General features: G+C 53.0%; 26 protein-coding genes and 1 pseudogene. 21 read left to right on the forward strand and 6 right to left on the reverse strand.

All coding sequences use genetic code 11. From position 1 onward, the window contains the following. Window positions 1-4 precede the first annotated feature (4 nt). The 10 genes from NDK47_RS06120 (at window position 5) to NDK47_RS06165 (ending at window position 8652) form a co-directional block, all read left to right on the forward strand. Window positions 5-922 carry a MetQ/NlpA family ABC transporter substrate-binding protein gene (locus tag NDK47_RS06120; RefSeq protein ID WP_251873977.1) on the forward strand — a complete coding sequence of 306 codons (918 nt, stop codon included), beginning with the start codon at window positions 5-7 and terminating at the stop codon, window positions 920-922. A 31-nt stretch (window positions 923-953) separates the two neighbouring features. Beyond that, a complete protein-coding gene (locus tag NDK47_RS06125) occupies window positions 954-2285 on the forward strand; it encodes an LLM class flavin-dependent oxidoreductase (RefSeq protein WP_251873978.1) in 1332 nt (443 codons plus the stop codon). Between the two features lie 196 nt (window positions 2286-2481). Further along, a complete protein-coding gene (locus NDK47_RS06130) occupies window positions 2482-3510 on the forward strand; it encodes an LLM class flavin-dependent oxidoreductase (protein ID WP_251873979.1) in 1029 nt (342 codons plus the stop codon). Between the two features lie 36 nt (window positions 3511-3546). Further along, entirely contained in the window at window positions 3547-4782 is a 1236-nt protein-coding gene (locus NDK47_RS06135; RefSeq protein WP_251873980.1) for an amidohydrolase, read from the forward strand. After that, a complete protein-coding gene (locus NDK47_RS06140) occupies window positions 4739-5338 on the forward strand; it encodes a GNAT family N-acetyltransferase (protein ID WP_251873981.1) in 600 nt (199 codons plus the stop codon). The genes NDK47_RS06135 and NDK47_RS06140 overlap by 44 nt, the downstream gene beginning before the upstream one ends. Before the next feature lie 44 nt (window positions 5339-5382). Then, complete coding sequence (locus NDK47_RS06145; protein WP_251873982.1) at window positions 5383-5655, forward strand: glutaredoxin family protein; 273 nt, start codon at window positions 5383-5385, stop codon at window positions 5653-5655. Between the two features lie 194 nt (window positions 5656-5849). Continuing rightward, a complete protein-coding gene (ssuE, locus tag NDK47_RS06150) occupies window positions 5850-6380 on the forward strand; it encodes an NADPH-dependent FMN reductase (protein ID WP_251873983.1) in 531 nt (176 codons plus the stop codon). Between the two features lie 193 nt (window positions 6381-6573). Further along, window positions 6574-6774 (forward strand): cold-shock protein, encoded by a 201-nt coding sequence (locus NDK47_RS06155; RefSeq protein WP_251873984.1) that lies wholly within the window; start codon window positions 6574-6576, stop codon window positions 6772-6774. A gap of 280 nt (window positions 6775-7054) precedes the next feature. Beyond that, a complete protein-coding gene (gene katA / locus NDK47_RS06160; protein ID WP_251873985.1) occupies window positions 7055-8518 on the forward strand; it encodes a catalase KatA in 1464 nt (487 codons plus the stop codon). Continuing rightward, on the forward strand, window positions 8515-8652 hold the full coding sequence (locus NDK47_RS06165; RefSeq protein ID WP_251873986.1) for a hypothetical protein: 138 nt from the start codon (window positions 8515-8517) through the stop codon (window positions 8650-8652). The genes katA and NDK47_RS06165 overlap by 4 nt, the downstream gene beginning before the upstream one ends. 219 nt (window positions 8653-8871) lie before the next feature. Here NDK47_RS06165 and NDK47_RS06170 read toward each other — a convergent pair whose 3' ends face one another. Continuing rightward, window positions 8872-9396 (reverse strand): superoxide dismutase family protein, encoded by a 525-nt coding sequence (locus NDK47_RS06170; RefSeq protein ID WP_251873987.1) that lies wholly within the window; start codon window positions 9394-9396, stop codon window positions 8872-8874. A gap of 188 nt (window positions 9397-9584) precedes the next feature. On the opposite strand from NDK47_RS06170, the gene NDK47_RS06175 reads away from it, so the two are divergent. Together NDK47_RS06175 and NDK47_RS27630 are read left to right on the forward strand one after the other, a co-directional pair. Further along, window positions 9585-9791: a hypothetical protein gene (locus NDK47_RS06175; RefSeq protein ID WP_251873988.1), complete on the forward strand. Its 207-nt coding sequence runs from the start codon at window positions 9585-9587 to the stop codon at window positions 9789-9791. 135 nt (window positions 9792-9926) lie between these two features. Then, window positions 9927-10049, forward strand: a complete 123-nt coding sequence (locus tag NDK47_RS27630) for a hypothetical protein (protein ID WP_256481344.1) — start codon at window positions 9927-9929, stop codon at window positions 10047-10049. Between the two features lie 68 nt (window positions 10050-10117). Here the strand turns inward: NDK47_RS27630 and NDK47_RS06180 are convergent, their stop codons facing one another. After that, entirely contained in the window at window positions 10118-11206 is a 1089-nt protein-coding gene (locus tag NDK47_RS06180; protein WP_251873989.1) for a suppressor of fused domain protein, read from the reverse strand. Window positions 11207-11355: 149 nt separating this feature from the next. On the opposite strand from NDK47_RS06180, the gene NDK47_RS06185 reads away from it, so the two are divergent. Beyond that, window positions 11356-12534: a DUF4272 domain-containing protein gene (locus NDK47_RS06185; protein ID WP_251873990.1), complete on the forward strand. Its 1179-nt coding sequence runs from the start codon at window positions 11356-11358 to the stop codon at window positions 12532-12534. A gap of 105 nt (window positions 12535-12639) precedes the next feature. Here the strand turns inward: NDK47_RS06185 and NDK47_RS06190 are convergent. Beyond that, a pseudogene (locus NDK47_RS06190) lies at window positions 12640-12723 on the reverse strand (flavin reductase family protein); the annotation flags it as partial. A gap of 144 nt (window positions 12724-12867) precedes the next feature. Beyond that, window positions 12868-13266, reverse strand: coding sequence for a hypothetical protein (locus NDK47_RS06195; protein WP_251873991.1), 399 nt, complete (start codon window positions 13264-13266; stop codon window positions 12868-12870). Between the two features lie 170 nt (window positions 13267-13436). Here NDK47_RS06195 and NDK47_RS06200 point away from each other — a divergent pair, with 170 nt between their 5' ends. Beyond that, entirely contained in the window at window positions 13437-14129 is a 693-nt protein-coding gene (locus tag NDK47_RS06200) for a TetR/AcrR family transcriptional regulator (RefSeq protein ID WP_251873992.1), read from the forward strand. A gap of 17 nt (window positions 14130-14146) precedes the next feature. Here the strand turns inward: NDK47_RS06200 and NDK47_RS06205 are convergent, their stop codons facing one another. Continuing rightward, window positions 14147-15100, reverse strand: coding sequence for a helix-turn-helix transcriptional regulator (locus NDK47_RS06205; protein ID WP_251876017.1), 954 nt, complete (start codon window positions 15098-15100; stop codon window positions 14147-14149). A gap of 248 nt (window positions 15101-15348) precedes the next feature. Here NDK47_RS06205 and NDK47_RS06210 point away from each other — a divergent pair, with 248 nt between their 5' ends. The 7 genes from NDK47_RS06210 to NDK47_RS06240 all read left to right on the forward strand — a co-directional run bounded on the left by NDK47_RS06210 (window position 15349) and on the right by NDK47_RS06240 (window position 25562). Beyond that, window positions 15349-16596 (forward strand): cysteine desulfurase-like protein, encoded by a 1248-nt coding sequence (locus NDK47_RS06210; protein WP_251873993.1) that lies wholly within the window; start codon window positions 15349-15351, stop codon window positions 16594-16596. Window positions 16597-16740: 144 nt separating this feature from the next. Beyond that, window positions 16741-17376 (forward strand): sporulation-specific diadenylate cyclase CdaS, encoded by a 636-nt coding sequence (gene cdaS / locus NDK47_RS06215; protein ID WP_407653387.1) that lies wholly within the window; start codon window positions 16741-16743, stop codon window positions 17374-17376. A gap of 188 nt (window positions 17377-17564) precedes the next feature. Further along, window positions 17565-18719 carry a hypothetical protein gene (locus NDK47_RS06220; protein WP_251873994.1) on the forward strand — a complete coding sequence of 385 codons (1155 nt, stop codon included), beginning with the start codon at window positions 17565-17567 and terminating at the stop codon, window positions 18717-18719. Window positions 18720-18900: 181 nt separating this feature from the next. Next, the gene (locus tag NDK47_RS06225) at window positions 18901-20394 is read left to right on the forward strand and encodes an efflux RND transporter periplasmic adaptor subunit (RefSeq protein ID WP_251873995.1); all 1494 of its coding nucleotides are present in this window, start codon (window positions 18901-18903) and stop codon (window positions 20392-20394) included. Window positions 20395-20404: 10 nt separating this feature from the next. After that, window positions 20405-23536, forward strand: a complete 3132-nt coding sequence (locus NDK47_RS06230; protein ID WP_251873996.1) for an efflux RND transporter permease subunit — start codon at window positions 20405-20407, stop codon at window positions 23534-23536. A gap of 84 nt (window positions 23537-23620) precedes the next feature. After that, window positions 23621-24295, forward strand: coding sequence for a response regulator transcription factor (locus tag NDK47_RS06235; RefSeq protein WP_251873997.1), 675 nt, complete (start codon window positions 23621-23623; stop codon window positions 24293-24295). A 4-nt stretch (window positions 24296-24299) separates the two neighbouring features. Beyond that, entirely contained in the window at window positions 24300-25562 is a 1263-nt protein-coding gene (locus NDK47_RS06240; RefSeq protein ID WP_251873998.1) for a sensor histidine kinase, read from the forward strand. On the opposite strand, the gene NDK47_RS27635 is transcribed toward NDK47_RS06240, so the two are convergent. Beyond that, on the reverse strand, window positions 25531-25659 hold the full coding sequence (locus NDK47_RS27635) for a hypothetical protein (RefSeq protein ID WP_256481346.1): 129 nt from the start codon (window positions 25657-25659) through the stop codon (window positions 25531-25533). The genes NDK47_RS06240 and NDK47_RS27635 overlap by 32 nt on opposite strands. Window positions 25660-25689: the final 30 nt, after the last annotated feature.

Genomic DNA, 25689 nt, shown 5'->3' on the forward strand with positions numbered 1-25689 from the left:
TCGTATGAAGAAGAGGGGTTTGCTTCGTTTGCTGCCATCATTATTGATTATCGGTTCCCTTCTCGCAGGGTGCGGCTCGGGCAGCAGCGCAACGGGAAGTGCAAATCAGCCTGCACAGGGCAGCACGTCCGGCACGAAAGCGGAGTCCAGCGGTTCCGGGACATCATCCGCCGGCACTGAAGGAGCAGCCGAGAACAAGCAAGAGGTTACGCTCAAAGTAGGCGCGGCTCCTGTCCCGCATGCCGAAATCCTGGAATTTATCAAACCGAAGCTGAAAGAAGCGGGGGTCCAGCTGGAGGTGATTGTGCTGGATGACGAGGCGCAGCTCAATCCGGCGTTAAAGGACGGGCAGATTGACGCCAACTTCTTCCAGCATGTGCCGTACCTGGACTCCGTCCGTGCTGAAAAAGGCTTCGATTTCGCCGTTACCACCAAAGTCCATGTAGAGCCGATCGGCCTTTACTCGCAGAAGCTGAAGTCCAAAGACGAGCTCAAGGACGGAGCCAAAATCGGAATACCCAATAACCCCTCCAACGAGTACAGAGCACTTGTGCTTTTGCAGCAGCAGGGGTTGATCAAGCTGAAGGACGGCCTGACCACCTATGAGGCGACACCGAAAGATATTGCAGAGAATCCGAAGAACCTGCAATTTGTCGAGGCAGAAGCGGCAACACTGCCGCGAGCATTGCCCGATCTGGATGGCGCGGTGATCAACACCAACGTGGTCCTGGAAGCGAAAATTGACCCCAACTCGGCCCTCTTTCGGGAAGACAAGGATTCTCCTTACGCCAATGTGATCACGGTCCGCAAAGGGGACGAAAACCGCGAAGAAATCAAAAAGCTGGACGCGGCGTTGCAGAGTCCCGAGGTGAAAAAATTCATCGAGGAGAAATACGGTGTCGCGGTCGTGCCTGCTTTTTAACGCGAAATATGGATAAAGGGGAGGGCGCAGCATGACACAGACAAGGCAATTGAAACTGGGGGCAATGATTCACGGCGTCGGAGGGACGATGGACGGATGGCGGCATCCGGCTATCCCTTCCGATGCCAGTGTGAATCTCGGCTTTTACAAGCAGCAGGCGCTGAAAGCGGAGTCGGGAAAATTTGATCTGGTCTTTATTGCAGATGGACTGTACATCAATGAAAAATCGATCCCGCATTTTTTAAACCGGTTTGAGCCAATCACGATTTTGTCCGCGCTGGGCGCAGTTACCTCCCGCATCGGTCTGGTCGGAACCCTCTCCACCTCCTACAGCGAGCCCTTTACCGTGGCCAGGCAATTCGCTTCCATCGACCACATCAGCGGCGGCAGGGCGGGCTGGAATGTCGTGACTTCACCCTTGGAAGGCTCCGCGCTCAATTACGGGAAAACGCATCCGGCCCATCAGAAGCGCTACCAGATCGCCGAAGAGTTTCTGGAAGTGGCCAAAGGCTTGTGGGATTCCTGGGAGGACGATGCTTTTATCCGCGACAAGGAATCGGGCGTCTTTTTTGATCCGCAGAAGCTGCACCGGCTCAATCACCAGGGCGCCTATTTTTCCGTACAGGGACCGCTCAATATCGCCCGCTCGCGGCAGGGGCAACCGGTCATTTTTCAGGCGGGATCGTCGGAGAGCGGCAAAACGCTGGCAGCCAAATCGGCAGATGCTGTTTTCACCAACCACGAAAATCTGGAGGACGCCAAGCGATTTTACCAGGATGTAAAGCGCAGAGCGGCCCAGTATGGACGCACGTCCCAAGAGATTCTGATCTTCCCGGGCATTGGCCCGATCGTCGGTCGGACGAGTGCGGAAGCCGAGCAGAAATACGAAGAAGTGGCGAGGCTGGTTACCATCGAAAATGCGCTTCACTTTCTGGGCAGGTTTTTTGATCACTTCGATTTTTCTCAATTCCCGCTGGATGAGCCTTTCCCGGATATCGGCGACGTCGGCAGCAACAGCTTCCGCAGCACGACAGACAAAATCAAGCAGCAGGCAAAAGAACAAAATCTGACCCTGCGCCAGGTTGCCCTGCTGGCAGCGACGCCGCGCAACAATTTTATCGGGACGCCGGACACTGTCGCCGATTTGATCCAGCAGTGGTTTGAAGAAGAAGCCGCGGATGGCTTTATCATCCATGCCAGCGTCCCGGGCGGGCTGGATGACTTCGTCGAACAGGTCGTCCCGATTTTGCAGGAGCGGGGAATTTTCCGCAGGGAGTATGAGCATGACACCTTGCGCGGAAATCTTGGGCTGCCTGTTCCCCGGAATCGCTATACCCTCGCCAGACAAAAGCTTCATCGCTAAAGAAGGGAAGAGCCGGACACCGAGCGTCTGTACTTCAACGAAAGACATCACGGGAACTTGGAACTTGCATTCTTATACCCAACTATTTCGATGTGAAAATATGTTTTTAATTCCCGTCCTCGATCTGACGACAGCGTTGCTTGCGAAGCGTATGCACGCGGAAGAAAAAGCAAGGTAAAAAAGGGAGGAACCTTCGATGGCTATCAAATTGAGCCTGTTAGATCAAAGTCCGATTTTTCCGGGAGAGACATCATCCGATGCATTGCAACGCACCGTACAGCTCGCCAAGCAAGCGGAAGCACTCGGCTATCACCGCTTTTGGGTGTCGGAGCATCACGATTCAGATCTGGTGGCCGGTTCGTCGCCGGAGGTCCTGATCGCCTACCTGCTCGCTCACACCCAGCGCATCCGCATCGGCTCCGGCGGGGTGATGCTGCAGCATTACAGCCCGTATAAAGTGGCGGAAAATTTCAATGTGCTTGCTTCTTTGGCACCTGGCCGCATTGATCTGGGGATCGGCCGAGCGCCGGGAGGGCTGCCTCTCTCTACACAGGCGCTGCAGCAGGGAGCAGCCGGAGAATCGTCTGATCTGACGGAAAAAATCAGGGAGCTGGAAAAATTCCTCACTCATTCGCTGGAAGAGGATCATCCGCTGTACGGCCTGCGCGCCACGCCCATTCCCGCAAGTCCAGCCGACATTTACATCCTGGGCACCAGTGTAGCCAGTGCGGAAATCGCCGCTGAGCTGGGGCTACCCTATGTTTTCTCCCTGTTTATCAACACGGACGAGGCGACGGCCGAGCTGGCGATCAATACGTATCGGACTCGCTTCCGTCCGTTTCGGGGAACAGTTCCGCAGCCGATCCTGGCACTCTCCGTCATCACAGCGGAAACGGATGAAGAGGCTGAGGAGCTGGCCCGGGGCATCCAGCTTGCCAGGGTTCATTTGGCAAATGGAAGGACCTTTACCCTGAATACGGTGGAACAGGCAGAGGAATTCGGCAAACAATCCAAGCAAGCGTACATGGTCGAGGTTCGCGAGGCAGAGATTGTGAAAGGTTCGAAGGAAACCGTGCGAGCCTGGCTGCTGGAAGCGGAGAAGAAATTCGGGGTGAGCGAATTTATCGTAACCTCAGCGGTCAAGGATTTTCAGAAACGGCTGGACTCCTTCGCCTTGCTGCAAGCGGCAATAGCGGATGAACCGGCGGAGCAGTCGGCCGTGTAGCACGATACGGGAAGGGAAGAAGGGAGGATGCGCTGGATGACACATACGACAGATGAACAAGCGCGATTGACGGATTTGGACGACAGGTTGGTAGCCATCCGCCGCCATCTGCATGAGTATCCCGAGCTGTCGGGAGAGGAATTCGAAACCACGGCCAGGATACGGGAATGGCTGGCAGAGGCGGGGATACAGACAGCGGACTACGGGCTGAAAACCGGGGTGATCGCGGAAATCGGCGGACAAAGCGAAGGACCGATTATCGCGCTGCGCGCTGATATTGACGCCTTGCCCATCCAGGAAGAGACCGGCCTTTCTTACGCCTCCCGCTATCCCGGGAAAATGCATGCGTGCGGGCATGATTTTCACACCGCTGCTTTGCTGGGAGCTGCGTTTCTTTTAAAGGAGAGGGAGAGTGAGCTGCAGGGGAGGGTGCGGCTGATTTTCCAACCGGCGGAAGAGAAAGCGCTCGGCGCGCTCCAGGTGATCGAAAGCGGCGCGCTGGAAGGCGTCCGTGCGATCTTTGGCCTGCATAACAAACCGGATTTGCCGGTTGGCACGATCGGCATCAAGGCAGGAGCGCTGATGGCGGCAGCAGACGGGTTTTTGCTGGAGGTGAAAGGTCTGGGGACGCATGCCGCGGTGCCGGAAGCCGGAGTCGACCCGATTGTAGCCGCTTCGCAAATCGTCACTTCCCTGCAATCGATCGTCAGCCGCAATATCGGTTCACAGCAACAGGCCGTGGTCAGCGTTACCCGTTTTCACAGCGGAACCTCCTGGAACGTGATCCCGGAAAAAGCAATCCTCGACGGGACGATCCGCACCTTCGAAGAGGGGGTAAGGGCGACAGCCCGTGAACGGTTTCAGCAAATTGTGGAGGGGGTGGCGGCTGCTTATCGGGTACAGGCAGATCTGCGCTGGATACAGGGGCCGCCTGCTGTCCGCAATGATGGCCGGCTGGCTGAGCTGGCCCGGACTGCAGCGGAGAACCTGGGTTTACGTACAGTGGAACCGCCGCCTTCACCGGCCGGAGAAGATTTTGCCTACTATCAAAAAGAGGTTCCCGGACTGTTTCTCTTCGTGGGTACAGCGGGCTTACGAGAATGGCATCATCCTGCTTTTGACCTGGACGAGAGGGCTCTGCCAATCACGGCGCGTTGTCTGGCCGCGCTCGCTGGGCTGGCACTCGGCTCGTTGCCGGAGCAGCGCAATCAAAAAAGAGGTGAGCAGGATGGGGGATTCACAACGATTCGTAATCATACGCGAGGCGAATGAAGCGGAAGAGGAAGCGGTCCGAAGCGTCATGCTGGAAGCCTACGAGCAGTATGCCGCTGTGCTTCCCGCCCCGGTTTGGGAGCAATATCGAAGCGCGATTAGCGAGTCTGCCAGCGGGAACGCTCCAATTGCCCGGATTGTCGCGGAAATTGATAGAGACATTGTCGGGAGTGTGCAGCTGTACACCTCATCTGAAGCCGCATACGGACGGACCGATTTGGGCATTGCCAGTCCCGTGATCCGCTACCTCTCTGTCTCCCGGCGGGCTAGAGGGAAGGGGGTGGCTACCGCATTGATCGGAGAGAGTGTCAGGCGGTCGCTGGAGCTGGGGGCCACTCAGCTTTATCTGCATACCTCCGACATGATGGCATCGGCAATCAGGCTGTATGAGCGGCTTGGCTTTGAACGGGCGTATGACAAAGAGTTTCACAATGGCTTGTATCTGGTGAAAAGCTATCGACTCTCTCTGACGGATCAAACCCTGGTACCGACAGGGGCAGAGACCTCTTCCGGAGTGAAAGTGTGTGTCGCCAGAGACAGAGAGCATTCCCATTGAGCATTTTCCAAAGAACATTTCTAGCAGATAGGGAGGAAAAGAGCATGGCTGCCGACAGAAAAGTGGTTGTTTGGAGCAAACAAGGTTGTCACTTTTGCAACGAGGTGAAGGAGTATCTGGAAAAACATCAGATTCCCTACGAGAACATCAGCGTAGACGGAAATGATTCGCTTCGTGACGTCCTGCAAGCGAAATACAGCATCCGGCATGTTCCGGTTGTTGAGGTGGGCACCGGGACCAGCTATGTGGCATGGGTGGATTTGCAGCTGGGCCGTCTGGAATCGCTGCTGGCGGTGACTGCAACGGAGAAAGCATGAAGCTGGGCCGGACGACTGCAACAGAGAATGCTTGAGGCTGGCCTGGAGACGACTGCGTCGGAGAATGATTGAAGCGGGGACGACGACTGCCGCGGAGAAAGCCTGTTTCCGGGCTGGGCGGCTTTCACGAATAAACCGCGAAGCAAGCATGAGAAAAGCCTTAACCAAACATTTGCAAGAGGAGGCAAAATAAGATGGCCCGCATTGTCATTATTTCGGGAAGTCCCAATCATCAGTCCCGTCTCTTGGGGTTGATTGGCCATACAGAGGATCGGCTGCAACAGCTTGGTCATGAAGTTAGTCTGATTGCCGTTGCCGATTTGCCCGCAGAAGACTTGATCCGGGCGAATTTCACCAGTGAACAGCTTCAAAGGCCGCTTGAGCTGGTGACGGAGGCGGATGCGGTCATTATCGCCAGCCCTGTTTACAAGGCAGCCTATTCGGGCATTCTCAAAACCTTCCTGGATTTGTTGCCTCAAAAAGGGCTGAAGGGCAAAGTGGTTCTGCCCCTGTTCATCGGCGGGACGATCGCTCATTTGCTGGCGATTGACTATGCGTTAAAGCCGGTGGTAGCAGCGCTGGGCGGCACCCATATTTTATCCGGCGTGTACGGGGTGGATCAGTGGGTGGAGCGGCTGGAAGGCGGAGGATTTGAGCTGTCTGAGGAACTTCGACAGCGGTTGGAAACGGCGGTTCAGCAGCTTGATGTGGAATTGCAAGGGTGATTCTGAAAAAAATCAATGGGGTGGGGCGTCTCTTCGCAAGCTCCAGTTAAGCTGCTAACCATTGAGCAGCTTTCAAGACAGCCAGGACGTAAAAATTTCTCATCACCATGTTTACTTTTTTCTTTTCCTGGCAATCATAAACAGGCAAGATTCTATTTCAAAATGTATGTGCTACATTGCTAGGAGGAAAATGATGGAACAAGGTAAAGTAAAATGGTTTAACGGTGAAAAAGGCTACGGGTTTATCGAGCGGGAAGGCGGAGAGGATGTATTTGTACATTTTTCTGCCATCCAAGAAGAAGGCTATAAAACCCTGGATGAAGGCCAGGAAGTTACGTTTGACATCGAAAATGGACAGCGCGGCCCGCAAGCGACGAACGTACGCAAAGTATGAACGTACAATAGATGATCAGACAAGCAGATCTGTTTTTCACAGGTCTGTTTTTTCTTTTGGTTTGAAAAGTGACGGAGAGGAATAGAATGGTGAAAGTGTGGGGAAAATAGAAAATACGCTGTTAACAACCTTTTTCATCTCCTCGCTGCTTGGCGAGGATTTTTTTTGCGATTTTTTCGATATAAATTCTCTAATTAAAATTATTATAAAAAAGTATTGATTTTAGTATGATAAATGTTATCATTTGATTGTAAGATCAAATTAGCGAGGTGACTTGACGATGAGTGCAAATAGGAAGAACAATCTTACCACCAGTTGGGGAGCACCTGTCGGGGATAATCAACACTCTATGACTGCCGGTTCGCGCGGTCCCACTTTGATCCAGGATGTTCATCTGCTGGAAAAGCTGGCGCATTTCAACCGGGAACGAATCCCCGAGCGGGTTGTGCATGCCAAAGGGGCGGGTGCACACGGTTATTTTGAAGTCACCAATGATTTGACTGCGCACACGAAAGCCGCTTTTTTATCGGAAGTCGGCAAACGCACTCCGCTTTTTGTTCGATTCTCGACGGTGGCCGGCGAGTTGGGCTCCGCTGATACCGTCCGTGACCCGCGAGGATTTGCCGTGAAGTTTTACACCGAAGAGGGCAACTATGATCTGGTCGGGAATAACACACCTGTTTTCTTTATTCGGGATGCGATCAAGTTTCCGGACTTCATTCATACACAAAAAAGAGATCCTCAAACACATCTGAAAAATCCGACAGCGGTCTGGGACTTCTGGTCATTGTCTCCTGAATCCCTGCATCAGGTTACGATCCTGATGTCCGACCGGGGAATTCCCGCGACCCTGCGTCATATGCACGGCTTTGGCAGTCATACCTTCAAGTGGGTCAATGCCAAGGGAGAGGGCATCTGGGTCAAATACCATTTCAAAACCGAGCAGGGTATCAAAAATCTCTCCTCTGAAGCAGCAGCCAAGATTGCCGGCGAAAACCCGGATTATCATACAGAAGATTTGTTCAATGCGATCAAAAACGGCGACTATCCGGCATGGCGACTCTACGTGCAGCTGATGCCGCTGGAAGACGCAGATACGTATCGCTTCGATCCATTTGACGTGACGAAGGTATGGTCGCAAAAGGATTATCCGCTGATCGAAGTCGGCCGAATGGTTCTGGATCGAAACCCGGATAATTACTTTGCCGAGGTGGAGCAGGCGACGTTCTCCCCAGGCACTCTGGTACCAGGCATTGAAGTTTCTCCGGACAAAATGCTGCAGGGACGGCTTTTTGCCTACCATGATGCACATCGCTATCGCGTCGGGACCAATCATCAGATGCTGCCCATCAACCGCCCGCGCAACGACGTGCAAAACTATCAGCGCGACGGTCACATGCGCTTTGATCAAAACGGAGGCGGCTCCGTCTACTACGAACCCAACAGCTTTGGCGGTCCGACCGAAGCGCAGGAGCACAGGACGACGGCCTATCCCGTAGCCGGCGAAGCAGACAGCGTCGCCTATGATCGCGATGATCACTATACCCAGGCGGGCGATCTCTATCGCCTGATGAGTGAGGGCGAGCGGGTGCGTCTGGTTCAAAATATTGTTAATTCCATGAAGCCGGTAACAATAGAAGAGATCAAGCTCCGGCAGATTGGACATTTTTACAAGGCCGATCCGGAGTACGGAACGCGCGTGGCGGAAGGGCTTGGCTTGCCTGTACCGGGTGAGGCAAAATGACGAAGAGCACCCAAAGCACGCAAAGCATCTGCCCGATTTGCCACACAGCACTCACCTATTTGAAGCATAGTACGTTATGCGAGTGCGGGATGCGGGTAAAGCCGAAAAAAAAGCTGAAGCTGCAGAGTGCGTAAAAAAGCGAAAAACCGCCTGAGCACACAAGCATCAGGCGGTTTTTGTTGTACCTTTGGAAAATTTAACTTCGCTAACGGGTTCACTCCTGTTCCCTTGCGCTTTGGCTGTCAACCCCGCAGGCCTTGAGATCAACTTATCACATCCGGCACGTAAAAAAACAGCCTAGAACATGTTCATGTTTTAGACTGGTTGACGTGCTTCTATTCATCTTTTTTCTGTTATCTCGGCTGGATCAGACCGCAGGCCAGACGTTTGCCGGAGTTGCCGGCAGGCTGCGTACGAAAGTCATCCGGGTTTTGATGAATGATGATCGTTTTGCCGATCACGTCACTGGCCCGGAATCGATTGGTGAAAAAAGACATATGGGCGTACCCGTCATTTGAAAAGAGAACCGGAAAGTCACCTGCATGGTTGCCGTGCGGCTGATGGGTCGGGTTCCAATGCTCTCCTGCCTGTTTGAAGGGGTCTTGCGGGTTGCCAACCTCGCAGCTTGCGCCATCATGGATGTGGAAGCCGTGCGGTCCAATCGGCTGCCCGCCGGCGGTTGCTGGCTGATAGGGAGGGAGTCCCGTCACTTCGACCGTTACCTCCGTGCCATAGGGGACATCGGTAAACGTGACATAGCCGTGCAGGTTGGGGGCAAGAGGGCCTCCCTGAATCAATGCCGCTGCTGCCGTCGGCTGTCTGTACCCATGATCAGAGATCCCTATCGGATTGTATCCATGGTGCGGATAACCGTACATCTTTCTTCCTCCCACTTCTTCATGTTACGTGCCTATTTGTATCCTACGAAAGGGGGAAGGATAGTGTTCTTCGAAACCGATTGTATCCGGCAGAAGAAAATAAGTTTTTATATGATCGTTGGATTTTTTGCATGTCTCCTGCAGATCAGGTATAATACAAACAAATGTTCTGGATCGGAGGGATCTACATGATTGAAACGATCGTGGTGCCTGTGGACAAAAAGATGAGACGCGTACCGGTGTTGACGGCCCAGCATCTGCAGGTGTACAAATGGATCGTAAGTGGAACGGACGTCAACGAGGTGGTCAAAGACAGAAAAATGCGACGTTATGTCAATGAACTTTGCCGATTGGGCTGGTTAGAATCCCGAGCTGACAAGCGAACTTGCGGATAAAGCTAATAAAGCCGGGTGGTTTTTACAGTTTTACGCATAAAATTCACAGAATTTTAACTCTTGTCATAAAAAAAGCTTACATTTATCTGTTACACTGATAGTGAACTACAGGAAGCATTGAAAGGGGTAGAAGTCTTGAATCTGGTACTGACAGATGTGCTTTGCAAGGAGTGCAAGGCTCGTCTCACCGAATATGAGATCGAAAACAACGACTCTGTTTGCATGGATTGTTACAAAGAGAATAATGAAGAGCAATAATGAAATAGAGTGGGAAAGCCCGCCTTGCAATCGTGCAGAGGCGGGCTTTTCTTTTGCTGGCGTGCGCTTTAGCGGATAAATTTAGGTTCGCCGTTAAAGATCAAGGTTTCTTTGCCGGCAGCTCGTTCCACAAGCTGTTCAGAGCCCAGCTCCATCGCCAGCTCTCGTTCGGCATCGGTAAGGGGGACGAGCCACAGCAGATTGATTGGATCGCCATCCGTCGTTGGAAAGGAAACAGTGGGAGCTTCAACAGGCTGGGCCAGCAGGACCGCCGTGAAACGCTCGCAGATCTGGCTGATTTCCTGACAAGGGATGGTATGTCCGCGAGCCAAAAAGGTTAGATACGACCAGGGAAGACTGGTTTGACTGCTGATGTACTGCAGCATTGGCTTTTCATTTTTGGCAAGCCAGCTCGTCTCGCAGGCAAATGCGAGTTCAAATCTCCGCAGTTGCTCCGGCGTTTCGGTATATTGCTCGACTTTGGGCTGGGGCAGCAGGGAGACGCCCAACGTCAGGACGTAGGTCACATCCCCCTTTTCGATTTTGACCAGCGCTTTTGGCGGCCAGTGCCCGCCGTCGATGGCGTAGTAGTTTTGAATCGGTCCGAGGGCATTGGTAACTGCGTCCAGAGATGTCTGCTGTCTTGCTGTCCAAGCATCGCCGTCCTCCCAGCTTTGCCAAAAGCGCTGAGCTGACCAGACCCGTTGGAACAGGGCATTTGACTCCGGTGTCCCCAGCGGAAAGCAAAGACTCGATTCGCTTATGCAATCCCTGGCATAGGCGGGGTAGCTGTGACCGTCTGCCGATGCTCCGGCCCATCCGGGAATAACGCTGAGGATCTCTCCTTTGTACAGCAGGGCGGCCGCATCACATTCCTCAAACCAGACGACAGACAGCTCCTCGGGGTCCAGCTTCTCCGCTCCGTCCGGGTGGGCACAGAACTCCCGGGGAAGCATCGGTGCAAGACCGCTTCCCATTGCATCCAGATCGAGGGTTTCTGGCGCTATCCCGTAGTTCCTGACCCAGCAGGAGCGGATGCTGGCATGCTCTTCTCCGGGGTGATCCCATAAGTAAAAGTAGACGCAATCTTCGTACTCTTCGACAATGGCTTGAATCGGACAAACGGGCGAAAATTCTTCCAACAGAATATTTTTCATGCATTCACCTCAAAAGTGGGGTTCTTGAAACCGATACAGAAATGGGCTGTAATCCAATATTAGGATGGATATGGAAAACAGAATAGCATAATGGGTGTAGGGACACAAACTTGTGAATAGCCAGAAAAAGAAAAAAGCGAGGGATCTTGATGACGCAATGCACGCTGTACGTGTCGATGAAACATGTCGAGAAAGTAACAGAAGCCATCCGGGAGAGCTTCCGTGACCAAACGGTGGAGGCTTCAGCCGATGGATGCACGGTGACAGTTACCCGGAAAAGATTGTTTGGCAAAAGGACGATCACCTTGCGCACCATGCGGGAGGACAAAGAGACAGAAGCCTTTACCCAGATGATACGCGGGATGTACGGATTTTTCTCGCAAATCGAAACGGTGCATGAGCAGGTGAAGGAGAAACTTCTGATGCAGATCACGGCTCTCAATATAGCGGTAGGGATCGTGTCGAGCCATGAAATGGATGATGAGACATTTCAGCGAATCCTAGCGATCGCGGAAAGTGTGAACGGCATTGTGTTTCTCCCGTCTGGGGAGATGCTGGATAAAAAGGGACAGCTGATTCTGGGGCCGGGAGGGGAGTCGGAGCTGGAGGATTTTCTGGTGACTGTCAGCACAGACTTGATCGATGGCCATGTACGACAGACAGCCTCGAACGAAGAACGAAAGCGTCAAAGCATGGAGCGGCTGCGTCAGCAGGGAATCCCTGTCATCGAGCATCTGCCCGTCATCGTCGCTGATGAGGAGGCGGTGATTCGCAGCAAAGACGAAATCGTGCAGCGGGCGATTGCTTTGTGTTTGGTCGCGGTTTACGCGGGCGGCATTGCGGAGGGCGAAGAGGTACAGGAAGAGCGGGAATTTATAGAGGGCATCATAAGCCAATACGGGGCTGCCGGATTTTTCACGGAAAGGGAAAGAGCATTTCTCGGCGAGGAGCAGCCGGATCGGACAGAGACGATTCAGTTGGTCTGGATGTACGAATGCTACTGGGTATTGCTGTGGGCACTTGGTTATGTGGAGGAGCTTGATTTCCCGGGACAGATTTGTGATGTACAGATGGCGATCGACTGTTTGAAAGAAGCCGGAGATTATGACGGCTTCTATCAGAAGGCCGTTGTTCGGAGCACGTCGGAAATTCTCGATCAGGCTGATCTGATTTACCGGTATGACTGGGCGTGCGTCAATGCGAGAATCAACAACCAGCCGGTTGAAGGCGGTCTGAATGACGAGGTGGTGCTGGAGAGGCACAGGGCGCTGAACTGGCTGATTCGGTATATGGATGCTGACTGGGACGACGTGCGGACAGATACCTAAACCTCGCGTATGGACTTTCCCGTTCCCTTGAAACAACTGGTGAGAGCGGATAGGCTGCCCGCGCCGTTTTCTTACAAAGCAACGCGGGCAGCTCCAGTTGGAGTGTCAGGTCTCCGAGCGATATGATTTTCCCATTTGTGCGCCCAAGCCAAAATAATGACGGAAATTGTATATCAGCGGTGACCAGGGGTGGATGCTTTGATGCGTACGTTGATTCGTGTTCATAACCGACCACCTTTGCTTCGAATGTCCAAATAGATTATAGGCGAGACTTATTTCGGTGGTGGCCGAAGTATCAGATAAGATTGCCTGCCGTTTTCGATGCGGCTCGGATCAATCGGGGTGAAGAGGCGACGGAGAGCTTCCCTTCAGTATTCCGAGATATTGCTTGCGATAGATCCAAATCAGAAGAACTTCCAGGACGAAGACGAGTGCCCCTAAAGGAAGCAGATCAGGATCGACAAACAGGTGAAAAGCCAGAATATTGACCACAATCGGGGCAAGAATGACCAGTGATAACGGTACAAACACATTGATGAGCAAACTGATTCCACAAATGAGTTCAATTGTTTTTACCATAATGAGCAGATAGCCTTGTAAAAATTCCATCGCTTTCGGGCTAGTGGGAAAGATGGGCGAAAATCCGAAAATGACAAGGTAACCGTTAAAACCAGCGCCCAAAAAGATGACACCCATGAAAATTCGGCACAATAAGCTGAACGTACGTTGCATGCTTACCATCCTCTCTTGTTTGAAAATGTATCGGGAAGCTTTGACCAGGTGGTCGATACGAACAGTGTAATCCTCTTTGACCACCTGGTCAATATGGTGTAGGATGAGATGGGGAGAACACCTATCCTTTTGCAGCAAACAGAGAATCAAGCAATAGAGGGGGCAGAATGTTGAGCAAGAACATCCGGTCAGATTCCAAAACCAAGCTGGATGCCTCGACCCAGGCCAGTCAGCTAGCTGCGATCTTATGGGGCGCTGAGAATGAGGAGATCAAGAAAAAACTGCTGGAAGCAGCTTTGACCGAATTTGCCGAAAAGGGATACGCACTCGGCTCGACCAATCAGGTTGTGCAGAGGGCTGGTGTATCCAAAGGAATGCTGTTTCACTTCTTTTCCAATAAAAAAAATCTGTATTTGTACATCGTAGATACTTGTATCGACTACTTTCAACGCTATCTGACTGATGAATTGCAAGATGATTCCAGTGATCTGTTGCAAAGAGTAGTTGATCTCAGCATGGCAAAAATGAAGCTCTTCATCGAAGAGCCATTGATCTATCAGCTGGCGGTAACTACCTTTATCCAGTGCCCCGCCGAGGTTAAGGAAGAGATTCGGGAGCGAGAGAAGCAGGTTCATGCGACCTATCTCGCCTTGTTAATAAAGGGAATAGATGCCTCTGCTTTTCGGGAGGGGATCACGCCGGTGAAAGCGGCCGAATTCCTGATTGCTGCTGTCGAGGCCTTGCTTCAAAAACAGATTCGGGCCCATGAAGAAAAGGAAGACAAAGGGTTAGAGACGCTGCAGCCATTCTTGGAAGAGCTCTCTGGCTATATGGAAATCGTACGGCATGGTGTGTATCGGTAAGGGAGTGGCGCTTGGCGCTACTTTTTTTCATAAAGAGAGAAAATGGCGATTGCTTCAGCGATCACCCTTTGTCGCAGCTCCAACGGCTCCAGCACTTCCACATGGGCCCCCAGCCCAAGCACGATTTCGCAGGCAGAGTCCAGGATTTGAAACTGGACGTCGGTGTCAAATCGGTCGTTCTCTGCAGGGTGTGCCTGAATGATTTTGGCAAAACGCTCCTGGCGAATACGTGACAGGCCCGTTTCAGTCAGCAAAAGCCGTGCCGGATATACCGGGAGGCTCGCTTTGAACGCTGACGTGGATTGCTCCCAGTATCGGCCGAGATCAAATGCTTCGGGCCGCTCAAATTTTTCCTCCAGAAGCTGTGCTGACTGCAGGCGGGAAATCCGGTAGTTGCGGTACTCGCCGTTCACTTCTGCGACCATGTACCAGACATTTCGTTTGGCAACCAGTCCCAAAGGCTGAACGATGCGTTCCACCACGCCCTCCTCCCGCTGATAGCGGATGAGCAGCTTCTGTCTGGCCCACACGGCCTCCTGGACGACAGGGAGAAAGGGAAAAGCTTCGTCAGACTGGTGCCAGCCTGCCCCGTCAATGTGGATAAGCTGACGGACAGACTCGGCATCATCTCGGGCTGTTGGGGGAGTCGCAGCCAACAATTTTTGAAAGGCCGCCTCAAAGCGGTCTTTCAGCCCCAGATCATGCAGCAGTTCCGTAGGGCGAATGAGCAGCAAGGATTGAATTTCTTTCGTTGAAAGCCCCGTCAGCGTGGTACGATACCCTTCGGCCAGCTTCCAGCCGCCGTGTGAGCCCCGCTCGGCGAATACAGGGATGCCCGCTGCGCTTAAGGCCTCCATGTCGCGATGGATGGTTCTTTCGGAAACCTCAAGCAGCTCAGCCAGCTCGCGTGAGGTCATTTGCCCGTGATTTTGCAGAAGCAATAACAGAGAAAGCAAGCGATCCGCCCGCATCATGCACTCCTCCTTTTCACCAATCAGGTATACCTGCCCGTTTCTTTCTTACACGTTCTTTCAATCTTACCATTTCTATATGACAGAAGCTGTCATATATCCGAGGTATTCTGTTCCTGCAATTTACTTTCACTTTCGGAACTACCAATTATGTTTTTACTTGTCGCAGGCTTTTTTATCAAAATGAAGAAGTATAATTAATGTAAAACAAAGAATATTCTGTTAAATAGAAAGGGGAGAGGAAGAAGATGAGTTTTGATGTCCAGCACTTCCGTCATGATTTTCCGTCTTTGCAGCGGATGGTGGGTGACAATCCGGCCGCCTATCTGGATGGCCCTGGAGGTACCCAGGTTCCCCGGTCTGTGATAAAAGCAATCGCTGACTATTACGAGACCAGCAATGCCAACGCCCATGGCCCGTTTGTCACCAGCGAGGAGACTGACATCATCGTAGAGCAGGCCCGGGCAGGGATGGCCGCATTTCTGGGAGCAGCATCACCCGCGTGCATCTCCTTTGGGGCCAACATGACTTCGCTGGCCTTTGCGCTCGGCCGTGGCCTTTCCCGCTTGATCGCCCCCGGCGATGAGATCATCATTACCGATCTGGATCATGAAGCCAACCGCGGCCCCTGGCTGACACTTGCAGAGCGGGGGGCGGTCGTACATTCGGTCAAGATGACGGCAGACGGGCAGCTCGATTTGGAGCATTTGCGGTCGCTTCTCAGTTCAAAGACAAAGCTGGTAGCAGTCGGCTACTCGTCCAACTCGCTTGGAACGGTAAACGATTTGGCCGCGATTCGGGAGTGGAGCAGGGCGGCGGGGGCTTGGATGATCGTGGACGCCGTTCACTATGCCCCTCATTTTCCGGTAGACGTCACTGCGCTTGATCCTGATTTTCTGCTCTGTTCCGCTTACAAATTTTACGGGCCGCATGTGGGCATTCTCTACAGTCGTCCCGGCCTGCTCGACCAAATCCCTACGGACAAGCTCAGACCGCAGTCGGCAGAGGCTCCGTTCCGGATCGAAACAGGCACGTTAAACTTCGCTGCTCTCGCCGGGGTGCGAGCGGCGGTCGATTACATCGCTTCTTTTGGGCAGGGAAGCACGCTGCGGGAGCAAATCATGAGCGGCATGGAAAAGGTTCACGTCTACGAGGAGGGAGTAGCCCGCTACTTGTATGACAAGCTTTCGGCCATTGCGGAAGTAACCGTATATGGGCAGCCGTTTGACGTGGGTTTGCGTGCGCCCACCGTCTCCTTTACCGTAAAAGGCATCCATACTGATGAGGTGGCAAAAGCCCTGGGTGAGCAAGGTTTATTTGTCTGGGGCGGACATTTTTACGCCATGCGCGTAGTGGAATCACTGGGTCTGGAAGAAGCAGGCGGACTCGTTCGCGTGGGGATTTCGCTCTACAATACGCGGGAAGAAATAGACCGTCTGGTGGATTGTTTGCAAGCGCTGATCAACAAAGCAGAAGGAATGATGACAGGCAGGTAAAAGAGGAAGCAGGCTTCTGGAGAGGAGTCTGCTTTTTCGTGGTCCAGAAAACCCGCATAATCCGGGGGCAAAAAGGAATGCTGTACATATGGGACAAAGAGCGTTCACGCCATAGAAATGAAACGGAAAGGAGGAAACGGATGAATGGACGGGACCGGGGCAAGCCAGATGAAATGGCAGGATTGTGACGTATCACCGATGAAATTGCAGGTGGAACAGGAACTGAAGCAATTGGTGCACGAGATCGAAGACAGCTTGCTGTCGATGAACAATGAAAACCAGTGTGTCCTTGGAAAGTTGGATCAAATCAAGCAGAGACTCTCCAGCATCGAGGCGACGGCGGCTTCTTTTTATCTCTACTGCTATCTGTCTCCCTACACAGATATGTATCTCGAATTGTCCCAGACGCTTCGCCATCTGTCGCACCGCAGACATGGCGCCCTGATTGTGATTCAGCGGATGGATTCGCTTGATCAATGGGTGTATCGCGGCACACAGATCGATGCTGCTGTCAGCAGCACTTTGCTGGAATCGATTTTTTATCCAGGCAGTCCTCTGCACGACGGTGCTGTCTTGATTCAGACGAATTCGATAGTTTCCGCTGGCAACGTTTTGCCGCTCTCCGAGAACAGGCTGGCCGATGCGAATCTGGGCACCCGCCACCGCGCCGCCTTGGGACTCAGCGAGCGGAGTGATGCTTTGATTCTTGTGGTCTCCGAAGAGACGGGACAAGCTCGTTTTGCCTACCAAGGGAGGCTCTATCCATTGCCGACGGGATGAGACCGTTGCTGTGGTGGATAGAGCCTTATTTTTTTGCAAACGTTTCCAAAAATGCGAAGCGTGTTTTTCCGAAAAGCTCCACATTTTTTCCCTCACTTTTCCACACTTCTCAAAAACGAATCAAAGATTCTCAGCCTACACTAAAGCTGTGCCTAGGTACAAGTTACAAGTGAGAAAGGTGGATGCACATGTTTAGCAAAGCAAAAATGGGATTGATGATGGGAGCACTGGCAACCGTACTGAGCGTAGGAACCGTAAGTGGAGTATATGCAGCAACAAATGATCAGGGATCAACCGAACAGGCAGCCAAGCAAGACGGCAAGCAAAAAGTAAAGCTGGGCTGGTTCCATTTCAAAGGAGAAGGAAAAGACGGAGAAGGCAAGTTTACAGATGTCAAATTTGCAGAAGGCAAATTTGGCGAAGGAAAAGTGAAGGTGCTCTTCAAAGGCAAGGGGCCAGGTAACAACGAAGAACTGCTGAAGCTGCTGAACCTCTCCGCGGATGAGCTGAAAGAAGCCCTGAAGGCAGATAAATCCCTCGCTGAGGTAGCGAAGGAGCAAGGTGTCTCTACCGAAGATGTCGTCAATCTGCTCGTCAAACAGCAGAAAGAACAACTGGCAGAAGCGGTGAAGGCTGGCAAACTGACGCAGGAGCAGGCTGACAAAGTGAGTGAGAATGCTGCTGAGCACGTACAGAAAATGGTGGAAAGCAAGCATGAAGGAAGAGAAAAAGGCGCTCATGGTTTCTTCCTCACCAAAGGAACTGAGCTGCTGGACTTGCTGAAGCTGGATGAAGCGGGACTGCAAGCACAGTTGAAGGAAGGAAAATCGCTGGCAGACATCGCGAAGGCTCAGGGTGTTTCCACAGAGGATGTTGTCAGTCTGATCGTGAAGCAGCAGGAGAATCAACTGGCGGAAGCCGTGAAAGCAGGCAAGCTGACCCAGGAGCAAGCGGACAAGATGAGTGAAAACGCGAAAGAGCGGGTTCAAAAGATGGTAGAAAGCACGCATGAGGGCAGAGAAAAAGGCCCGCGCCTCGTATTCTCCCAAGGGAAAAACACCGAGCTGCTTGATCTGCTGAAGCTGGATGCGGAGCAGCTGGCAACCGAAATGAAAGCCGGCAAATCGCTGGCGGACATCGCCGAGGCACAGGGCGTAGATGTTGAGGATGTGATCGCGCTCTTGACCAAACAGCGTGAAGACCAGCTGGCGGAGGCAGTGAAGGCAGGAAAAATCCCGCAGGAGAAAGCCGATAAGCTGAAAGCTGATCTGGAGGGCGCAGTGAAAAAGCAGGTAGAACATAAATGGAGCGGCGATGCCAAAAAGGTTGTCGTTGAGGAGTAAGTGATCCGTTGCACCATAGCAGGAGCATGTCCAAGGCAGGTGAGTTTATCACCTGTCTTTTTCAAATATTCTTCCAAAAAATTCATGATTTAATTGGACCACAGGCCTATTTCCTAAAGCACAGAGACAATGATTTTGCGCTAGCGGGCAGGTACCGGAGAGGTAGAAGGAGGAAGCAAGTTTGAGGTCCAGCAACGTAAAGACGACCGTTATCATCCTTACGATTTTCAGTGTCCTGGCAGGTTGTTCTCCCCAGCAAGGCCCCATGGGGCAACGGGGAGGGGCGGGACAGCGGGCAATACCGGTAGAAGTGAAGCAAGTCAGTCAGGAAACATTTGGCCAAAAGCTGTCGCTCAGCGGTAGATTGGAAGCAAGCAACCAGGTCGCTCTGACATCCAAAGCAAGTGGCCGAATCATGCAGGTGCATGCCAAAGTCGGGGATCAGGTAAAGGCAGGGCAACCGATCGTGACGCTGGAGGGTGAGGAGATCAATATCCAGCTCCAACGCTCGGAAGCAGCACTTCTTTCTGCACAAGCCAGGTACAAGGAAGCCAAAGAAGGAACGCCGGAGGAGACGGTGGCCCAGACCAAAAACCAGCTGACCGATCTTCAAAACAAATACGACACAGCAAAGAAAGAGCTGGAGCGGACGACGACTCTGTATCAGCAGGGGGCCATATCAGCCGCGGAATACGAAAAAGCAAAAGCAGCGCTGGACAGCGCCGCAATCAGTCTGGAAAACCAGAAGGAGAAGCTGAAGCTCGATCAAAAGGGGCCGACAGAATCCTCGTTGGCAACGGCCCAAGCTACACTGAAGCAGGCTGAAGCGGATCTGGCACTGTCTCGGCTCAACGCATCCAATCTCGTCGTGAAAGCGCCGATTGATGGCGTTATTGGCTCACTTCAGGCTGCTGTCGGGAGCAATGTAGGCACGAATACTGAGATTGCCCAGATTATCAATCTGACAAAAATAAAGGTAAAGACACAGGCTACGGAAAGTCAGGTAGGCTTGTTTCGCAATGGACAAGAAGTAGAGGTCAAAGTCCCATCCGTTCAGTTGGTTACGAAAGGGATCGTCTCCTCGGTCAGCCCGCTTGCTGATGCATCCAAATCGTATCCGATCGAGATCGAAATCGACAATCCCGATCTGCAGCTGAAGGCCGGCATGATAGCCTCCATCGAAATGACGGGAAAGCCGCATGATGCCCTGATCATCCCCAGAGAAGCGATCATCTCGCGGGAAGCGCAGGATTACGTGTACATCGTCGAGGACGACAGGGCAAAAATGGTTGCGGTAAAACGTGGAGAGTCGGATGGCGAACGTGTCGAGATCCTGGAAGGGCTTTCGGCCGGCGAAAGCGTCGTCATCAAAGGACAAAACACGCTGACAGACGGTTCCGGTGTGGTCGTAATCGACCCGAATCAGCCAAATTCGTCTGATTCGATTCAAAACAAGGACCGGCAACGAGGGCCGGGCAACCAAGGGAACCCGGGCAGAGGTCAAGGCCAAGGCCAGGGACAAGGTCAATGGGAGGGCCAAGGACAAGGGCAGGGCAAGGGACAAGGTCAGCGGCAGAAGCAAGGTCAGGGCCAGGGACAACCGCAGGGCCAAGGCCAGGGAAATAGCCCGGCCAGCCCGGAAAATCAGGAACCCGCAGCCGCGCCAAAAGGATAGGTGAACCTTCATGCATATATCTGATCATTCCATTCGTCGGCCCGTGACTGTCATGATGGGTGTCCTGATGGTGATTATTTTGGGAATTCTCTCCCTGATGCGAATCCCTATCGACCTCTATCCACCAATTGAGATTCCGACCGTGGCTGTATCGACAAGCTATTCCGGAGTCGGTCCCAAAGAAATAGAAAATCTGGTGACCAAGCCGATTGAGCAGGCTGTGGCAACAGTAGCCGGAATCAAATCGGTCACCTCCACCTCCCGGGAGGGCTCCTCTCAGGTGATCGTGGAGTTTAACTATGGCACAGATATTGACGCATCTGTCTCGGAGATTCAGCAAAAGGTGGAGCGGGTCAGAAGATCGCTGCCTGATGATGCGGATTCGCCAACGGTAATGCGTTTTGACCCGAACAGCTCCCCGATTTTGACGCTGGCGGTCTCCTCGCAGATGAGCGCGGACCAGCTCCGCGCCTTTGTCGATGAGCAGGTCGTCCCGTATCTCGAACGTTTGGAAGGAGTGGCTTCGGTCACGGTATCGGGCGGTTTGCAAAGAGAGATTACGGTGCGTGTCGACACTGACAAGCTGGAGCAGTACGGTGTCACGCTGGCTGATATCAGTCAGCAGCTTCGCAATCAGAATCTGAACTCCCCAGGCGGTACAGTGACAGAGGGCGGGACCACCTATACGGTTCGCGCCATGGGAAAATTCTCCTCTGTGGATGACATCAAAAAGGTAGCGATTCCGCTGCGGGGCGACGGTCATGTGTTCCTGGAGGATCTCGCGCTCGTTACGGAAGGCTACAAGGCTGTATCGATCGAAAGCAAAATGGACGGGCAGCCCACTGTAACACTGTCGATCATGAAGCAGTCCGGGACCAACACGGTCGCTGTGGTTGACCGCATCAACGAAGAACTGGAGAAGATCAAGAATTCCCTATCGGTGGAAATGAATGTGTTCAGTATCTCTGACCAGTCCGCGTTTATCCGCGCATCGATTAATACCCTGGTCCACGACACGCTCATCGGGGGCATCCTGGCCATCTTCATCATCTGGTTTTTCCTGAAAAGCATCAGCAACACACTGATTATTGGAACCGCTATTCCCATTTCCATCATCGCCACGTTTGCCCTGATGTTCTTTGTCAATATGTCGCTCAATACGATGAGTCTGGGAGGCCTCACGCTCGGTGTCGGGATGATCGTGGACGATGCCATCGTCGTCCTGGAAAATATCCATCGCCACCGGCACAAAGGGCTATCGATCAGACAGGCGGCGGTCGCGGGAACAAAAGAAGTGGCGATGCCGGTCATTGCCGCTACGCTTACGACGGTTGCCGTCTTCTTTCCCATCGTGTTTGTCGAGGGCGTGACGGCCCAGTTGTTTAAAGACATGGGTGTCACGGTTTCCTTCGCCCTCTTGGCATCGCTCGTGGTATCGCTGACTGTCACCCCGATGCTGACAGTGAAATGGACCGCATCCCAAAAGCTGGGGAAAAAGGCGGAAAAGGTTGATGCCAGGAACCGTGGGTCTCAGCTTTACAAGCGATTGTTAGCCTGGTCGCTTGGCCATCGAAAAAGCGTGCTCGCCATCGCGCTTTCTTCTTTGATCGGAGGCGTCGGATTGGTGCCGTTTATCGGGATGGAAGTCATGCCTGCTTCCGATCAGGGCCAGGTCAATATCTCCTTTTCTCTGCCGAATGGAACCGAGCTGGAGAAGACGAGAGAGGTACTGACCAAGGCGCTGGAGATCGCATCCGGTGTTCCGGAGGCCAAGACGATCTTCTCCAGCCTCGGCAGCGCCAACGCTACGCGCGGCGGAAATGCAAACAGCTCAGCCGCATCGCTTATGCTCGTCCTGTCAGACCCGTCGGAGCGAACGCGCACAACAGCGGAAGTAGTCGATGATCTGCGCAACAAGCTGAATCGCTTTCCCGGAGCGCGTGTCCGTGTAAGTGAATCGGGCGGCATGATGTTGCCTGGTCTTGGAGGGCAGGGCTTTGGCGGCAGCTCCGCTCCGATTTCCTACGCCTTGCGGGGAAGCGACGAAGCAACCCTGAAGGATTTGGCTGAGCGCCTCACCAATGCCATTGCCGATGTTGACGGCATCCGCGAAGCAGATAATACGCTGGAGGAGTCACGCCCTGAGATTCAGGTTCGGCTGAATCGGATGAAAGCAGCAGGACTGGGCATCACCCAATCCGCATTGACCAGTACGATTCAAACTGCTTTGCGGGATCAGGTAGCGACACGCATGGAGACTGGCGGAAGCGAAATCGATGTCACCCTCAAGCTGGATAAAGAGCGGACAGCCAGTATGCAAGATATTGAAAATCTGCTCATGACAACACCCCGAGGAGAAATCATCCAGGTGAAAGAGGTTGCGGATGTCGTCATTGCAGGAGGACCGCAGAGCATCCAGCGCTACAATCAAGCCCGCGTGGTCAATGTAACCGGGATGCTCGCACCCGGACGTGATTTGGGCAGCGTTTCGGAAGAACTGAATCGCGTAATCGCCAATTTTCCCGTTCCGCCAGGCTATGTCATCGAAAAGCAAGGGCAGAACCAGCAGTTGGATGAAACCACCAAAGGTATGATTCTGGCCTTCGGTCTTGCGGTGGTGCTGGTTTACATCATTCTGGCAGCGCAATTCGAATCGCTCGTTTACCCGCTTTCGATCATGCTGTCGGTGCCGCTCTCGTTTTTCGGCGCCAGCTTTAGTCTCTGGGTGACCGGACGAACACTGAGCATACCCGCATTTATCGGGATTATCCTCCTGACGGGAATCGTGGTGCGCAATGCCATCGTACTGGTCGACTTTATCAATGTTCTGCGCAGGCAAGGGATGGGGCGCACAGAAGCGATATTGACTGCTTCCCCGATCCGCCTGCGCCCGATTATGATGACGACGCTGTGTACCGTTATGGGCCTCTTCCCGCTCGCTTTAGGGATTGGAGAGGGCGGGGCAAGTCAGTCCCCGATGGCCACCGTCGTGATCGGAGGCTTGCTTTTCTCTACACTCCTTACATTGATCGTCATTCCGGTGGTGTATTCACTTCTGGACGATTTGCAGAGATGGCTGAGAAAAATCGGCACCATCTTCCAACCCTCTCGCAAGATCAAGACCGCGAGTCTGGAAGAATAGCATAGTATAATAGAAAAAGTGAAAGTAACGGAAAAGTGGCATTCACAGAAATGCCGTTTTTCTCTGCGGAAGGAGAGGTGTGCCATGCGAATTCTCGCAGTTGAGGATGAACGAGCCCTGTTAGAGGCCATTTGCGGCGTTTTGCAAGAGGAAGGCTACCAGGTAGATCGCGCAGAACGTGGCGATGAAGGCTATCTGTTAGCCGAACGCGGCATTTACGATCTGCTGGTTCTGGACATCATGATGCCCGGAATGGATGGGGTGGCACTGGTCAAAAAACTGCGGGCAAAGGGACAGATGACGCCGGTCCTGCTGCTCACCGCCAAAGACAGTGTGGAATCCCGCGTAGAGGGGCTGGATGCGGGAGCAGATGACTACCTGGTCAAGCCTTTTGCTGTCGAAGAGCTGCTGGCCCGCACGAGAGCGCTTTTGCGGAGAAACGGGAAGTACACGACGGACGGTGAACTCTCCTATGGGCCGATTTCCCTGCGGACAAACGAGCATGACGCTTACGTGGATGTGCACCCGTTGAAGCTGACCAGCAAGGAGTATGACCTTTTGCAATATTTTCTTCACAACCGGGAGCAAATCCTGACGCGTGATCAGATCTTTGACCGAATCTGGGGGATTGATTCGGAAGCCAACTACGGCATTGTCGATTTGTACGTGCACTACCTGCGCAAAAAATTGGCCGATTACGATTGTGACCATTACATCCGTACGGTTCGCAATGTCGGGTATATCTTAAAGGAGAGCTAGACGGATGTTCAAAAAGACCCGCATCCGCCTGGTGATTCTCAATGTGATCGTATTTGTGATTCTTTTGAACGGCTTGGGCAGCGCGCTCTACTTTTCCATGCAGTACCGCTTGATTTCACAGGTGGACAAGGAACTGATCAGGGCGGGAAAAAGGCTGGCCCAGGCTCCGCCTCCGTTCCTGAAAGCAGATCGCAAACGATTCCCTGACGTCGACAGAAGAATTATCTTTTTGCTATGGGATGACAAGGGCGGGCTGATCGGCAATTTTTACGGGGAAACGTTGGAAAGGGAGGAACTGCTGCCGTTTCATCCCGACCGTCGGGCAGCAGAGATCGAGAATGTCTCCGAAAATGGACAGACCTACAGGGTTTACACCATGTTTGTCGATAAACAGATACTCGATCAGGGAAAGATCAAAACGGTGAGCTATATCCAGTTGATCTACAACCTGGAGCCCGAGATGAACATGCTGGGCACGCTTCTGTACGTGCTCGGGATCGGAGGTCTGGTCAGCATCGGAATTGCCTTGTTTGCAGGGCTCTTTTTAGCCAAGCGGGCGCTGATTCCGATACAGCAGTCGTGGGAGAAACAGCAGCAGTTTATCGCGGATGCCTCCCATGAATTGCGGACGCCGCTCTCTGTGATTCTGGTCAATCTGGAGAGGCTGTTCCGCTCACCCGGCCGGACGATTGAAGAGGAGAGCGAGCATATTCTGGTCAGCATCCAGGAGACGAGGCGGTTGAACAAGCTGGTGTCCGACCTGCTGACGCTGGCCCGCACCGATTCCAATGAACTGCAGCTTTTAAAACAAACCGTCCCAATGGGGGAGCTGGTGGAGAAAAGCGTCCAGACTTTTCGCCAGCTTGCGACAGTCCGAGGCATCTCGATCGAGACGGACATTCAGCAGCCGCTGGAGATGAGCGGGGATCAGGAAAGGCTTCAGCAACTGCTCGTCATCATGCTCGACAACGCGCTCAAGTACTCGTACGAACAGGGAGTGATTGCCGTTAGCTGCAAACGCGATGGCCACGGAATTTCCCTGATCGTCAAAGATTCGGGCATCGGGATTTCACAAGAGGATATTCCCTATGTGTTCGACCGCTTTTATCGGGCGGATAAAATGCGCTCCCGAAAGCTGGAGGGCACCGGGCTGGGATTGTCCATCGCCAAATGGATTGTCGACGCGCACGGCGGCAAAATCCGCGTGGAGAGCGAAGAGGGGAAAGGAACCAGCTTTATCGTCTGGCTGCCAGTGAAAAGCGGCTAATCCCCGGCCAGATCCCCCATGAAGGCTGCCCGGCATGGCGGACGATAGCCAGCCTCAGGAAAAAGGCGGGAATCATATTGGTAAGTATGTTATTCACGGACACTGCCCTGCCGTCAACGAGAATGAA

It is taken from the genome of Brevibacillus ruminantium (assembly GCF_023746555.1).
GTDB classification, from domain to species: Bacteria; Bacillota; Bacilli; order Brevibacillales; family Brevibacillaceae; genus Brevibacillus; species Brevibacillus ruminantium.